Here is a 14,489-nt window from a genome sequence, read left to right as displayed (position 1 = left end):
TAATTATGAGCTTTTGGGGAGAGAAGCGGATGCAGGCGTAGACATCGGATGGTTCATCCTTTCCGCCTTACCTTTTTTATAGGCGGTGGCCAGCACCACACCCCCAACAATGAAGATCGATCCAAAGATTTGTATCGCAGTCACCGGCGTCCCCAAAAGTATAAAACCGACGATCATCGCCACAAAGGGCTGCAAATTCAAAAAGATGGACGCTTTGCCCGCTCCCACTCGCTTTAGCTGCATGTTCCAAATTAAACCGCACAAGCCCTGCATCACAATAGCCGTCACCACGAGCAGTGCCCAAGCCCACAGATGAGGGCTGACGTGGTTTAGGGGCTCCTTGATTACCGCCACCGGGATCACCATACTCGAACCGATCACTGTTGAATATACGGTAGCAACAAATGGGTCGATCCGCTCTGTCAATTTACGCATCAGGATGATGGAGACGGCAAAAGTAAGCATAGCCACCAGGATATAGATGATGCCTATCGAAATATTCAGCCCGTCGGATTTACCCACTACAAAAAAAATACCCAGAATCGCAACCATAGACCCCAAGATCATACGCCCCGTAATGATTTCTTTCAAAAACACGGAAGCCAGCAATGCCGTCGTCACCGGAGCAAGAGATAAAATTAGAGATGCCGTTGTAGCATTGACCGTTTCAAGCCCAGTAAAAAAAGCTGCTTGATTGAGCAGCGTGCCGAAAAAGCCCAACGGAATGAGCAGCAAGTAATCCCGCGGATTCAGGTACTTCAGTTTTTTTGCGCTCCAGGCGTACGTGATGAGAAATACAGACGTCATGGTCAAACGTAGTGCCGCAAGAAGCAAAGGGGGAAATTCATTCACCAATATGGAACCGATGACAAAATTGCTTCCCCAGCATGTAACGCAAAAAAGCAGGAGTAGATATGATCGAATCATGAACCGCTTCGTCTCCTCACCTTACAATAAATGAACCGTCACCCATGATCATACTCCTGTTCTTCAAGTCCTGTCGAATAAAGAATACGTCTCAGAAAAAGGATATAACCTTAAGATTTGTTCATGAGCCGCCATTATCTCGCCGATTCGGCATATTACTTATTTGTATACACGATATGGATAAAATTAAAATCGGTTAATCAACGGATACAAATAAGGCGGATGAAGCCTTAATAAAAGCAGCAGACCGGCGATGAAACCTCGCTGGTCTGCTGTTTTTAACCGAAACATTAGAGAAATATAAGCACGGCAGTACCTGCAATGAAGCAATAGATAGAAAACATCTTCAAATTCCCTCGAGCCATAATGCCCATAAACCATCTTAACGAGTAATAAGAAGCAATAAATGTCACCACAAACGCTACAATATAAGCCACAATCAACTGGTTAAACTGAGGATCGGACAACAGCTCCCCTCCCTCCAACACCATACTTCCTATGCTGACCGGGATATATAGGAAAAATGAAAAGCGCAATGCGGTCTCCTGTTTCATGCCAATGCCCATCGCGGCAACGATCGTGGCTCCCGAACGACTAATGCCCGGAATCAATGCTACGGCTTGTGCCAATCCGACGATCAATGCGTCCTTCCAGGTCAAATCCGCATCCTGCTTCCGTCCTCTCAGATTACGGATCAGCCACAAAGCAACACCGGTTATCAGAAGTGTGGCGCCAATAACCTTCACGCCTTCCAGCAGCTCCGATATGTAATCACCCAACAATACACCCAGGACACCTGCCGGAATGGTTGCGAGGATTAAATACATAATGAACATAAAGTCAGCCTTGGCATCCGGACTGCGGTCCTTAAGATATCTCCATCCGTTTACCGCCAGTCTGCGCATATCTTCTTTGTAAATAACCAAAATCGCAAGCAGCGATGCAAAATTAACAAAGACCGCAAAACTCAAACCTTCAATTTTCAAGCCGAACAGATGCTGCGCAATCAATAAATGACCGCTGGAGGATATGGGAATCGGCTCCGTGATACCCTGCAGCAGGCCCAACAGTCCATATTTAATGATGAGTAAAAAATCTACCAATGGGTTATCCCTCAGTTCTATTCTATTATCTATGTATGAATTAACATTAATAACATTATAGAAAAAACTCCTATCGGAGTCCATTCAGACAGGCCAGACCGTTATTAGCGGCATAATCTAATGCCCGGATCTTTCACCGACCTTTATTGACAAATAAATGCAAATTGGGCTCAATAGGATTATAATAGAACGTAGTTTATGCCGGAGGTGCCTTACTTGAATTCGCAAAATATTATCAGCGGTATCATAACCGCTCTTTTAGCCTGCACCGGCCCGGTTATTCTAGTAATCGATGCGGCGAACGCCGCAGGCTTCAGCAGGCCCGTGCTCATTTCTTGGATCTTCGCCGTTTATGTTTTGGGGGGATTATTGAATCTCGTGCTGTCTCTGACGTACAAAATTCCTACCGCAGGAGCCCATTCGATCACAGCGGCCGCTTTCCTCAGCTCGGCGGTTGCCGGATTTTCCATGTCCGAGCTGGCAGGCAGCTACATCATGGCCGGAATCATGATTGCCATCATCGGTTTTACCGGGCTATTTGAAAAATGGCTTCGTTACATTCCAAAGCCGATGCTAGAGGCTATGCTAGCGGGGTTGGTCTTGACCTACATCGTAAAAATGGTGCCCGCTCTCAAGGAAGCTCCGATGATCGGAGGCTTTGCTTTGTTAGGATTTTTGGTCATGCCCAAAATATCCAAAAAGATCCCGCCGGTTATCGGTGTATTGGTATTCGCTGTTATCGGACTTTGGATTAGCGGCTCATATACACCGATGGGAGATGCGGCATTCATATGGCCTCAACTTGTGATGCCCGACTTTAGCGTGAATGCGTTTATCTCGATTACGATTCCGGTTGCCGTCCTTATCTTAAGCAATGATATTGCCGTGGCTCTCGCCGCATTAAGAAAAAACGGCTTCGAGCCGCCCGCCAACCGGATCCTGGTCTTTACCGGATTAGCTTCCGGCTTTGTCGGCTTTGTCGGAGGGCATGCCGCCGTCGTTGGAGGGATGATGAGCGCCATATGTAGTCAAGACGAGGCCGGTCCCAAACATCAACGTTATTGGGGGGCAGTCGTTTCTTCAGTGCTTGTGCTCTTGTTTGGTCTTTTGGCCTGGGGAGCCGTTGCTTTAATTGAGGCGCTTCCGCCTTCTTTTATAACTATTGTCGCTGGCTTCACCCTACTAGGCGTACTCATGAACAGCCTGCAAGCCGCTTTTTCGGAGTCCTCCTATCGTTACTCCACCGTATTTGCGTTTGCGATCGCCGTATCGAACGTATCTTTTTTGGGAATTGCCGCCCCGGTGTGGTCACTTGTGTTCGGAGTGTTTTCGGCAAAAATATTAGGCGAGGGCATTTATTTTAGGGATGCGAAAAAACCAGTGAATAGGTCACTGGAAGGAAAATAAGGGCTGCCCCAAAGCCATGAAAGCGGCTGAGGGACATCCCTTTTTTTGTTTGGCAGCTGTAATTTTAGTGATGCAAAGCCGCATGACGTTTAAAATGGTCTTCGATGACGAGGCAGGCCATAGCTTCGACGACCGGTACAATTCTTGGGCAGATGCACGGGTCATGTCTTCCCTTGGTTACAATGACTTGTTCTTCTCCGTTGGTGCGAATGGTTTGCTGGGGAACGGATATCGATGAAGTCGGCTTTACAGCGATCCTGAAGACGATCTCTTCGCCCGTGCTGATTCCTCCGAGAATGCCGCCTGAGTGGTTGCTTAAGAAACCGGACGCGTTCATCTGATCGTTGTGCTCGCTGCCCAACATGCCGGCGGCCTCAAATCCGGCTCCGAATTCGATCCCCTTCACTGCGCCTATAGATAGCAGGGCCTTGGCAAGATCCGCATCGATTTTGTCAAACACCGGCTCTCCCAATCCGGGGATGACGCCTCGAATTCTGCATTCCACAATGCCGCCGCAGCTGTCCCCGACCGCCGCCAAAGCTTCAATCTTCTCAATCATTTTAACCGCCGCTTCCGGGTCGCAGGCTCTGACCGCATTGCGCTCGATTTGTTCCTCAATAAAGGTGGCGCATTCGATCCCGCCGATGGCTTTCGTGTAGGCTACAACGCTAACGCCCCTTGACTCAAGCAGCTTGCGCGCCACGGCGCCCGCGGCCACTCTGCCGGCCGTTTCCCTGCCCGATGCTCTGCCGCTTCCCCGATGATCCCGGATGCCGTATTTTTTTAAATACGTAAAATCGGCATGTCCCGGCCGGAAGGAATGCTGAATATCGCTATAAGCCTCGGGCCTCATGTCTTTATTGTATAACGTGATAAAAAGCGGGGTTCCGGTTGTCTTGCCTTCATAAACCCCGGATTGAATATATACTTTATCATATTCTTTGCGGGGAGTCGTCACCGAGGACTGCCCCGGCTTTCTTCTATCCATTTGAACCTGGATATACTGCTCATCGATTTCCACTCCGGGCGTAACCCCGTCTATAATAACCCCGATCGACTCTCCATGAGATTCTCCAAATGTGGTGATTTTCAGAAATTCACCAAACGAGCTTCCTGCCATCGCTTTTACCTCCTGATCGTTTCCATCCTTTTGACACTCTCGATAGATTTCATTATAATTTCACTCATGAAATAAATGAAATCATAAATTCAACATCATGTCATAGAGGTGTTCTATATCAAAACGATAACGATGGAGTGGTATCGCATATTTTTGTATACCGCCAAGCTTGGCAATTTGACCAAAGCCGCACAAGAGCTTCATATTACCCAGCCTACGGTTAGTTATGCGATCAAGCAATTGGAGGAGATACTCGGGATCAAGCTTTTCGATCGACTCTCTAAAGGGGTAAATTTAACATCTGAAGGCCGTGCTCTGTTCGAATATGTAGAGCAGTCTTTTGCTCTGCTTGACGCCGGGGAGAAACGGATTCAGTCCCTAAAGCGCCTTACGGCCGGCGAGCTGCGCATAGGGGCAAGCGGACCATTTATCAAGCATCTGCTGCTGCCTTCACTTGATCGGTTCCGTGCCGATTATCCCGGAGTCCGTATTCGTCTTTCCCAGGGCAAAACCGCCGATATCGGAAGAAGATTAAAGGATGGGCAGATTGAACTGGGGCTGGTTCACCTTCCGATGGATGATCCCGACCTGGATGTGAAACCGCTGCTGGACATCCAGGACTGCTTTGTCGTAGGGAATGCCTACCGTATGCTGGCTGAGCATCCGGTTTCAACCGGGCAAATAGCGAAAATCCCGCTTCTCCTGTTGTCTTCGGAAAGCAGCACCAGACAATTCGTGGAGCAGTGGCTGCAGGAACAAGGCTTTAAGGTAGAGGCAGACATAGAACTCAACAGCATGGAAATGCTGGTCGAGCTGGCCCAACGCGGCTACGGCGCCGCTTTCGTCACCCGTTCTTTTGTCCGCAAAGAAGTGGATGCAGGCACACTGTTCGATTTAAAGCCGGTCGAGCCGATCCCGCCGCGTACCGTCGGGATCGCCGCGCGACGCGATACCTCTCCGTCACTCATCGCCGCCCGGTTTATGGAACTATTGACGGCTTCATTGCAGGAAGCCTAAAGAAAGAGAAGCCGCATCCAAGCGATCTCCGCTTTGCGGTCCAGGGCCAAGATGTCATGATACATTATGTAATCCATCACCCGGTGATGATATTGCGCTGGACAAAAAAACGCCTATCGCCTAAACAAACGTTTAGAGGATAAGCGTTTTTTGTGCTGATTACATATGCGAGGTTTACATGCCAACGAATCAGCGGCTTTCCAACGCTTTCAGCGTCTCTCGGATAAAGGCAGGCTCATCCTTAGGTGTACGCGAGGTGATGAAATTGCGGTCCACCACAACCTCTTCATTCTTGAACGTCGCTCCCGCATTTTTCAAGTCATCCTGAAGAGGCGGATAGGAGGTCAGCGTTCGATTCTGGGTCAGTCCCGCGCTAATCAGAATTTGCGGCCCATGACAGATTGCCGCGATCGGCTTACCTTGCTTGTCCATCTGCTGGACAAACGACTGAATATCCGAATCCATCCGAAGTGCCTCCGGTGAAGAGCCTCCCGGAATTACAACCGCATCAAAGCTGCCCGGATCGGTATCTTTAATAGCCATTTCGGTCTTGTAAGATACCTGCTTCTTCTTTCCTTCCAATTGTTCACCGGATTTCAGACCGATGATAACGGCTTCGTGTCCAGCCTCACGAACGGCTTCATACGGCTTTTGCATCTCGCTGTCCTCAAATTGCGGCCCCAGCAAAAAGGCTACCTTTGCCATGATGATCAGCTCCTTTCGATTATTTCGGCTAGGTGACATGCCCAATCATACTTTAACCATCCGCTACTTATATTAAACATGGATCTAACAAGCATCGTATGAACATAGATTCGCCCCCACCGATACAAACAACAAATCCCGATCGTTCGTAACATGAACGATCGGGATTAGGTTTACCCATCAATATTTTTTTACCCTAAGGCAAATTATGCGTTCTGCACAGCAGCCTTGGCTTTAAACTCTTTGCGGCGGCGGTGCAGAATCGGCTCCGTATAGCCGCTAGGCTGGTCATAGCCTTTGAACACCAGCTCGCAGGCAGCTTGATAGGCCACGGATTGTTCGAAGTTGGCGGCCATAGGACGGTATGCGGGATCTCCGGCATTCTGCTCGTCCACTACTTTAGCCATACGCTGCATGGTCTCTACGATCTGTTCCTCCGTACAAATTCCGTGGTGCAGCCAGTTGGCCATGTGCTGGCTGGAAATGCGCAGGGTGGCGCGATCCTCCATCAGTCCCACGTTATTGATATCCGGCACCTTGGAGCAGCCGATCCCCTGCTCTACCCAGCGAACCACATAGCCCAAAATCCCCTGCGCATTGTTGTCCAGCTCCTGTTGAATTTCTTCAGGGCTCCATTGAGGATTTTCGGCTACCGGAATGTCCAATATATCATCACGGTAATTATGAACTGTTTCTTTCAGTTGATTTTGAACATCCTTTACATTCACTTGATGGTAATGAAGGGCATGCAGGGTTGCCGCTGTGGGCGAAGGCACCCAGGCCGTATTGCAGCCGGCCTGCAGCTGGCCGATTTTTTGCTTCAGCATTTCCTTCATCAGGTCCGGCATAGCCCACATTCCTTTGCCAATCTGGGCACGGCCCTGCAATCCGCAAGCCAATCCGATGCTCACATTCGACTGCTCATAGCTTTGCAGCCAGCGTGACGATTTCATCGCGTTTTTCCGGATCATGGGTCCCGCTTCCATCGAGGTGTGCATTTCGTCACCCGTGCGGTCCAGGAATCCGGTATTGATAAACACAACGCGGTCCTTCACTTGACGGATACAAGCTTTCAGGTTTAGAGAGGTACGGCGTTCCTCATCCATCACCCCGATTTTCATCGTATGGCGTTCCAGACCAAGCAAATCCTCCACGCGATTAAAGAGCTCGTTGGCAAAAGCAACTTCTTCGGATCCATGCATTTTCGGTTTAACAATATAGATCGAGCCTTGGAGTGAATTTTGATACGGGCTGTTCCTTAACAGATCATGCTTGCCGATAAGACCCGTTACCACTGCATCCAAAATGCCTTCCGGAATTTCCTGTCCTTGATGATCCAGAATGGCGTCAATGGTCATCAAGTGGCCCACGTTACGTACAAACAACAGGGATCGCCCGTGCAGGGTAAATTCCTCTCCGGCAGGAGACGTGTAAGACCGGTCGGGGTTAAGCTTCCGTGTAATGGATGTATTCCCCTTCGGGAAGGTGGCTGACAAGCTCCCTTTCATCAGCCCTAACCAGTTGCCGTACACCAGTACCTTGTCCTCCGCATCTACAGCGGTAACCGAATCCTCACAATCCATGATGGTCGTTATCGCCGCTTCCATAAGAATATCCTTCACGCCGGCCTGATCGTTTTGGCCAATCGAATGATTGCGATCGATTTGAATTTCAAAATGAAGCCCGTTATTTTGCAGCAGAACGGCTGAAGGATCTTCAGCAGCTCCCTGATACCCCGCAAGCTTGGAAGCGTCCTTGAGTCCGGTTGTCTCTCCATTGCCAAGCGTAACGGTCAACCGCCCGTCAACGATCGAATACTTAATAGCTTCCCGATGGGAAGATTCTGCCAAAGGCGCCGCCTGATCGAGAAAATCCCTGGCGTACGCAATGACCTTCTCTCCGCGAACCGGGTTGTAATCCGCTGTACGCTGAGCTCCTCCTTCATCATCTATCGCATCCGTTCCGTACAAAGCGTCATACAAGCTGCCCCAGCGTGCATTTGCGGCATTCAGCGCATAGCGGGCATTATTGACCGGCACAACTAGCTGAGGGCCTGCCTGACGGGCAATTTCATTGTCGACCTTCTGCGTGGTAATCTGAAAATCTTCCGCTTCCGCTTCCAGATACCCGATTTCTTGAAGAAATGCTTTATATTTTTCAAAATCAAACCCTGCTTTATGAGCCTTATGCCATTCGTTGATTAACTGTTGGATTTCATCACGTTTGTTCAATAAAGCCTTGTTTTTGGGTGACAAGTCCGTTATCAAGGCTTCAAAACCGGACCAAAACCGTTCTTGGTCCACCCCGCTGCCGGGTAGAACTTCGGAATTTATAAAGTGATAAAGAACCGGAGCAACCTGCAGATTTCCTACTTTCACATATTGTTCCATGATCATTCTCCTTTACTATCCATTTTATTGATGAGTTCTCACTTGATTCCTCAAACTGCCTACCCCTTCAATTTTACAATCCACGACATCGCCGTCACCGACCATGTCCGCTCCATCCGGAGTTCCCGTCAGGATCACATCTCCGGGCCTTAAGGTCATAAAGCTGCTGATATAGGCAAGCATTCTATCGATCGGCATGATGATGCGCTCCATCGGGCCGTTCTGTTTGACAATACCGTTCACTTCCGCTTGAATGCGGGCAGAGCGATAATCGAATTCCGTTTCAATGACCGGTCCGAGCGGACAGAACGTATCGAAGGATTTGCCGATCGTCCAGTGTCCCTCCGGATGAAAATAATTGACGGCGCCGAAATCGTTGGCCACCGTATATCCGAAGATCACTTCGTCGGCCTGCTCGGGGGTTATGTTCTTCGCCTCTTTCCCGATCACGACCGCAAGCTCCGCTTCGAACTTGATCTTCTCCGTTCCTTGCGGCAGCACCACCGGATCTTCGGGACCGACCACCGTGGTCAAAGGCTTGAAGAACAGGATCGGCATATCCGGAACGGGCGGCTTTTCTGCCCCGTCTCCTACAAAATTTTTGCCGATGCCGATGATATGGCCGGGCATAAGCGGGGCTTTCAACCGTATATCACTCAACGGAAAAGTGTTCCCTGTAAGCGTCCTGCTCGTGAACGTATCACCCGTATATTCACGTACGCAATCGTTTTCAATTATTCCTTTTCGAATCTCCGTTTCGTCGGGTAAGGTAAATCGAACCAGCTTCATCAGCATCCGCCTTTCTTGTTCATTATTTTGAACAGTGTTCTGTATTTTGCCTTGACCATATCTTCCCACAGTTTTAGATTTATGTCAATGATATTCTGGCTAAAAAATAAACCGCAATCATCCCCGTTCCCATCCCCGGAAAAGGGGCGGAACGAGGGGAGCGGCATCGGTCTATTGGAATCCTCACATGCTTGTTGACAAGCGCTCTGCCAAGGCGCGAATTTCACGCATCGCCTCTTCCCTTTTTCCCTCCCAATGATGGATGGGCATGGAACAGCTGATCGCAGCAACAATCTCCCCGCTTCGACGGCGAACCGACGCGGCCACACAGCAAAACCCCATTACGCCTTCCTGAATGTCCATAGCGTAACCGCTGCGCCGGACCGTTTCCAGCTCCTGCAGGAAGGCCTCCCGGGATCCAATCGTATGCACCGTAACCTTATGCAGCGTTTCCTGCGGAAATATTCGGCGCACCTGGTCATCGTCCATATCCATCATCAAGGCTTTGCCAAGTCCTGTGGCATGGGCCGGAAAACGGACACCCGGCCCGGATACCATCTGTACCGGCGACGGTGCTTCTATTTTGGCCAGATACAAAACATCGCCGCCATCCAAACGGGCCAGCTGCACGGATTCTTGAAGCTTGCGCATCACCGGCTCGGCGGTTCGCCGGAATTCCTCCACAAGGTCGTACTGTCGGAAATAAGCGCTCCCGAAATCGCCCACGGCACTTCCGAGAGCATACGTTTCATTGCGGTCCCGATGGATCCAATGCAGGCGTTCCATCGTCAGAAGAAGAGAGTACAGCGTACTCTTGCTGATGCCCAAATGCTTGGACAGATCCGAAAGCTTCCATTTATTAGGCTCCTCGGTCAGCAGCGTCAGCACCGCATGCGCCCGATCCAGAGCCGGTACGGCATATTTTTGCTCCATGGGTTCACTTCCTTCAGTATAATAAACGTCATTCGATATTTTGACTAATCATTACTTTAAGCCTAACACGGCTTCTCACGACAGTCAATGAAGCGGCTTCACTTGTACCTTGATTCTTTCCCATCAAATCCTGCGGCCTCAAAACAAAAAATCGCCGTATGCGGGCGGGTTTTCTTGAACATTCCCTCACATACAGCGATGATTTTAAGTCTTTATACGAAATATCCGGCAAATGATTTAATGATCAAAATCATCCTTTGGGAAATACCCCTCATCGTCAAACGCCATCTCTTGAGGCCCACTGATCACCTCGATGTGCGGCAGTTCACTGATTTCCGGCAGCAGGCTCTCGGATACATAAGCATATTTTAAATGAAGCGTGTTCGGCACCCGGACGATCCTCGCTTGAAGAGGATTGACTCCCCAAGTCGATCTTAACGCTGCAGCCAGTGCTTCCCTGTCATTATCAAGCACAATCGGAATCATCGCCCGATGCAAAAAGGAGCTTGTGATCACATTTTCATTCATGGCCTTCAGATCGATTTTATGGAAAAGACGGCGCGTAGTAAGGTCGGCAAGACCGATTCCGAGCGCATTTCCGTGAGAGGGCTCGCTTAGGTCGCTGGCGATAATGTATTTAATCCGCGGGCTCGAAGGTTCCTGCTCCCCCAAAATTCGGATGCGGCCGATGATATTGGTGTCCATTCCTGTGCCGCTGTAGTTTTTTCCTATCTCGTCGACAACCAATACATCGATATCCTCTACAGGCAGCTTAGGCATCAGACCTTTGGAAATCTTCAGCAGCTCGCTTTCCCGTACTGCAATCCGATCGGTCGGAATGGCTTCGATGATAGCCGTCTGGTCGAAGGCGTTCTCAACGACGCCGATGCCAAACCATACATTGACTTGATCCAGCACGACCTGACCGACCTCAGGCATGATGTCGCGAATGCCATGAATCCCCTGAGTATGCAGTAGCAGCGCCTGCTTATGTTTGCCTATTCCAATAGCCGCCATTTTCATGAGACCGCTCTCCATCCACCGGGAGGACTTGAAATCCGTATGAACTTTGATCCGGCCCAACAGGATGACTCCATCGCTGGCCAAGATATTCCGGTCGGCATGAACCGGCATCCCTCCGGGGGTCTCTCCGATTCGGGCGACCTCCATCGAGGACAAAATTGGAGCTTCACAATACTCTTCCGTAATCCCCAGGCTGTGGAGAACCTCAACTTGTCCTTCTGCGGTAGCTCCGCCATGACTGCCCATTGTCGGAACAATGCGCGGCTGGGCCCCCAAGCTTCTCAATTCCCTTACGATCGTCCGAATCATCAGCGCAATGTTGGCGATCCCCCGGCTTCCGGCGGTAATCGCCACTTTCATTCCCGGTTCAACCCGATCGGATAAACGGATCAAATCCAGCTGTTTTTTGACTTCCGCCTCAATGTCTGCAATCTCCGGACCTTCGAAGGTTTGTTTAATCTTCACAAGCTTTGGCAATGGCATCGTATGATTCCTCCCAAACCCGGCCGCATCGGCTCCAGCATTTGAAGCTTTACGGACGGCTTCTTTTACATTACGCCGGTTTCTTCCTTGCTAACCGCTTGCTGATAGCGACGCACCCGTAAAAGCGCCTGTTCTTTATGTCCCATAAAGTTTTCTAAATGACACAGCCGGGCGGCATATTCTCCAATGTATACACTGGCTTCCGGGGTACATTTTTGATAAGTGCAGGTCTTCAAAAATTTCCCTACCCAAAGTCCTCCGGTGTAGCGTGCCGCCGCTTTGGTGGGAAGTGTATGATTGGTACCTATTACTTTATCACCATAGGCCACATTTGTCTCCGGCCCAAGAAAAAGTGCACCGTAATTCGTCATATTTTTCAAAAAATAATCCGGGTTATTGGTGAGAACCTCCACATGCTCATAGGCTAATTTATCCGCCTCATGCAGGGCTTCTTCTTCATTTTCCACCAGAATAATGATTCCATGATCCTCCCAAGCGACTCGTGCAACATCCGCCGTTGGAAGGACGGCTAATTGCCTTTCAATTTCCTTAAGCGTTTCCTTGGCCAGTGTTTCCGATGTGGTGATAACAGCTCCCGGAGAAGTAGGACCGTGTTCCGCTTGACCCAGGATGTCGCATGCCACCATTTCCGCATCGGCTGTCTCATCCGCTATCACTAAGATTTCCGTCGGTCCGGCCAGCAGGTCTATTCCGACATGTCCAAAAAGCTGTCTTTTGGCTTCCGCCACATAAGCATTCCCGGGACCAACCAGCATATCGACAGGAGCTATGGTTTCCGTCCCCAGCGCCATGGCCGCCATGGCCTGAACCCCTCCGATAATGTAGATTTCATCTGCACCGGCCAACACCATGGCGGCCACCGTGTCCGCAGGAATTTCGCCGTTGATTGGAGGAGTGCAAGCAATAACACGTTGGACTCCGGCAACCTTGGCCGTCAAAATACTCATATGTGCCGATGCAACCAAAGGATAACGGCCGCCCGGGACATAACAGCCCGCACTGTTGACGGGAATATTCTTATGGCCTAAGATCACTCCTGGAATCGTTTCCACTTCAATGTCTTTCATGGAAGCCAGCTGCTCCTCGGCAAACCGGCGGATTTGAGTCTGAGCGAAGGTAATATCATGTATGGTTTGCTCCGGAACCTTTTTCATGATTTCCCCGATATCCGACTCGGATAAGCGAAAGCTGGCCGGAGACCATTGATCCAATTTCAAAGATAGCTCCCGAACCGCCGCGTCACCGTTGACCGCAACTTCATCAATGATTTTTTGCACCGTCTCAACGACTTGGGCTTGAGCCTTGATCTGCTCTTCTTTGCTTTTACCGGTTTTCAAATATTTCGCCACGGTCTGCGCCTCCATTATTATGGAAGTGGATGGTTTCACTTCCTATATTATATTATTCACTTGGGCGGTCTGCCTGTCGTTTTACGTATATTCAGTTCCGGCTGAAGCACAATCTGGATCGGCTGCTTCGGCATTCCCTTTTGTTCGATCATTTCAATCAGGTTTTCGGCTGCAATTTCACCCATAGCAAATCGAAGATTACCCACTGTCGTTAATTGAATGGCATGATGAGCAGCCATACTGATGTGGTCCATGCCTGCCAGGCTTATATCCTCGGGGATCCGCAGCCCCATGGATAATATGGCGTCCATACAGGAAAACGCAATCGCAGTCGATCCGCATATGATTGCTGTTGGCCTATCATTCATGTGCATGAGCTTAAGCGTAGCCTTTTCGACCTCCAACGGTTTCGTGTCAATGATATGGACCATCCGCGGCTCAACCGGAATCCCCGCCTCGTCCATGACCTTTTCGAACCCGATTTTCCGCTCATAATGTGTCGAAACATTGATATCCCCAGAAATATAGGCCACTTTTTTGTGACCCAAATCAAGGATATGACGGGTAATCATTTGCCCCGCCGCTTCATTATCCAGAACGACATAATTCCCCCCGTTTCGGGGACGTCGGTTAAACAGCATATAAGGAACTCCGGACCTCTCCATCTCCTCAAATATGGGGTCGTCCAGCCTAATGGATGACATCAAAATGCCATCTACCGTGTTGCCTCTAATCGAATTCATCACATCGCCCAAGGTCATCGCCTCTTCAAAATAAACCATCGTCTTATACCCTCGGTTGGTGGCCAAATGGACAATCGAGGTGGTCGTCTCGACATAGAAACCGTTATAGAGGGTTCCCGTGATCAATGCGATCGTTCTTGTGCTGTTGGTGACAAGACTGCGTGCGATCAGGTTCGGCTGATAATTCAATTCCGCCATTGCACGCATAACGGCATCGCGTGTTTCCGGTTTAACGCTTTCAGGATTATTGAGTACACGTGAAACGGTAGATTGGGAAACACCAGCAACCTTTGCAACGTCTTTTGATGATACCATTAGCCTTTCATCTTCCCCCTGCCGATCAGAAATGAATACGTATTAATACTTGAAAGTATATCTCTTGTCCATCGAATTGTCTATTCATTTCGACAGGTTCCGACTGCTCGCTTCTTATGAAAAACCGCTCGTTGGAATGAGCGGTTTACATACAAGAAGCTTAT

Annotated in this window: 12 protein-coding genes; 2 read left to right on the top strand and 10 right to left on the bottom strand. The window is 49.6% G+C overall.

Features of this window, described 5'->3' with window-relative positions; translation table 11 throughout:
* Positions 1 to 3: 3 nt before the first annotated feature.
* On the bottom strand, positions 4 to 927 hold the full coding sequence (locus ACZYR9_RS19685) for a DMT family transporter (protein ID WP_488980169.1): 924 nt from the start codon (positions 925 to 927) through the stop codon (positions 4 to 6).
* A 290-nt stretch (positions 928 to 1,217) separates the two neighbouring features.
* Positions 1,218 to 2,030, bottom strand: a complete 813-nt coding sequence (locus ACZYR9_RS19680; protein WP_488980168.1) for an undecaprenyl-diphosphate phosphatase — start codon at positions 2,028 to 2,030, stop codon at positions 1,218 to 1,220.
* Positions 2,031 to 2,246: 216 nt separating this feature from the next.
* On the opposite strand from ACZYR9_RS19680, the gene ACZYR9_RS19675 reads away from it, so the two are divergent.
* Positions 2,247 to 3,437 (top strand): benzoate/H(+) symporter BenE family transporter, encoded by a 1,191-nt coding sequence (locus tag ACZYR9_RS19675; RefSeq protein WP_488980167.1) that lies wholly within the window; start codon positions 2,247 to 2,249, stop codon positions 3,435 to 3,437.
* A gap of 64 nt (positions 3,438 to 3,501) precedes the next feature.
* Here the strand turns inward: ACZYR9_RS19675 and aroC are convergent, their stop codons facing one another.
* On the bottom strand, positions 3,502 to 4,557 hold the full coding sequence (gene aroC / locus ACZYR9_RS19670; RefSeq protein WP_488980166.1) for a chorismate synthase: 1,056 nt from the start codon (positions 4,555 to 4,557) through the stop codon (positions 3,502 to 3,504).
* Between the two features lie 108 nt (positions 4,558 to 4,665).
* Here aroC and ACZYR9_RS19665 point away from each other — a divergent pair, with 108 nt between their 5' ends.
* Positions 4,666 to 5,574: a LysR family transcriptional regulator gene (locus tag ACZYR9_RS19665; protein ID WP_488980165.1), complete on the top strand. Its 909-nt coding sequence runs from the start codon at positions 4,666 to 4,668 to the stop codon at positions 5,572 to 5,574.
* Positions 5,575 to 5,763: 189 nt separating this feature from the next.
* Here ACZYR9_RS19665 and ACZYR9_RS19660 read toward each other — a convergent pair whose 3' ends face one another.
* From ACZYR9_RS19660 to ACZYR9_RS19630, 7 genes are all read right to left on the bottom strand, one after another.
* Positions 5,764 to 6,279, bottom strand: coding sequence for a type 1 glutamine amidotransferase domain-containing protein (locus ACZYR9_RS19660; protein WP_488980164.1), 516 nt, complete (start codon positions 6,277 to 6,279; stop codon positions 5,764 to 5,766).
* A gap of 206 nt (positions 6,280 to 6,485) precedes the next feature.
* Entirely contained in the window at positions 6,486 to 8,669 is a 2,184-nt protein-coding gene (locus tag ACZYR9_RS19655) for a malate synthase G (RefSeq protein ID WP_488980163.1), read from the bottom strand.
* A gap of 24 nt (positions 8,670 to 8,693) precedes the next feature.
* Positions 8,694 to 9,458, bottom strand: coding sequence for a fumarylacetoacetate hydrolase family protein (locus ACZYR9_RS19650; RefSeq protein ID WP_488980162.1), 765 nt, complete (start codon positions 9,456 to 9,458; stop codon positions 8,694 to 8,696).
* 183 nt (positions 9,459 to 9,641) lie between these two features.
* Positions 9,642 to 10,391, bottom strand: coding sequence for an IclR family transcriptional regulator (locus ACZYR9_RS19645; protein WP_488980161.1), 750 nt, complete (start codon positions 10,389 to 10,391; stop codon positions 9,642 to 9,644).
* Positions 10,392 to 10,628: 237 nt separating this feature from the next.
* A complete protein-coding gene (locus ACZYR9_RS19640) occupies positions 10,629 to 11,897 on the bottom strand; it encodes a nickel pincer cofactor-dependent isomerase, group 22 (RefSeq protein WP_488980160.1) in 1,269 nt (422 codons plus the stop codon).
* Between the two features lie 65 nt (positions 11,898 to 11,962).
* Positions 11,963 to 13,267, bottom strand: a complete 1,305-nt coding sequence (hisD, locus tag ACZYR9_RS19635; RefSeq protein ID WP_488980159.1) for a histidinol dehydrogenase — start codon at positions 13,265 to 13,267, stop codon at positions 11,963 to 11,965.
* A gap of 56 nt (positions 13,268 to 13,323) precedes the next feature.
* Complete coding sequence (locus ACZYR9_RS19630) at positions 13,324 to 14,325, bottom strand: LacI family DNA-binding transcriptional regulator (protein ID WP_488980158.1); 1,002 nt, start codon at positions 14,323 to 14,325, stop codon at positions 13,324 to 13,326.
* Between the last annotated feature and the right edge of the window lie 164 nt (positions 14,326 to 14,489).

The organism is Paenibacillus sp. F024, from assembly GCF_057814255.1.
This window is presented reverse-complemented; position numbering and strand designations above follow the sequence as displayed.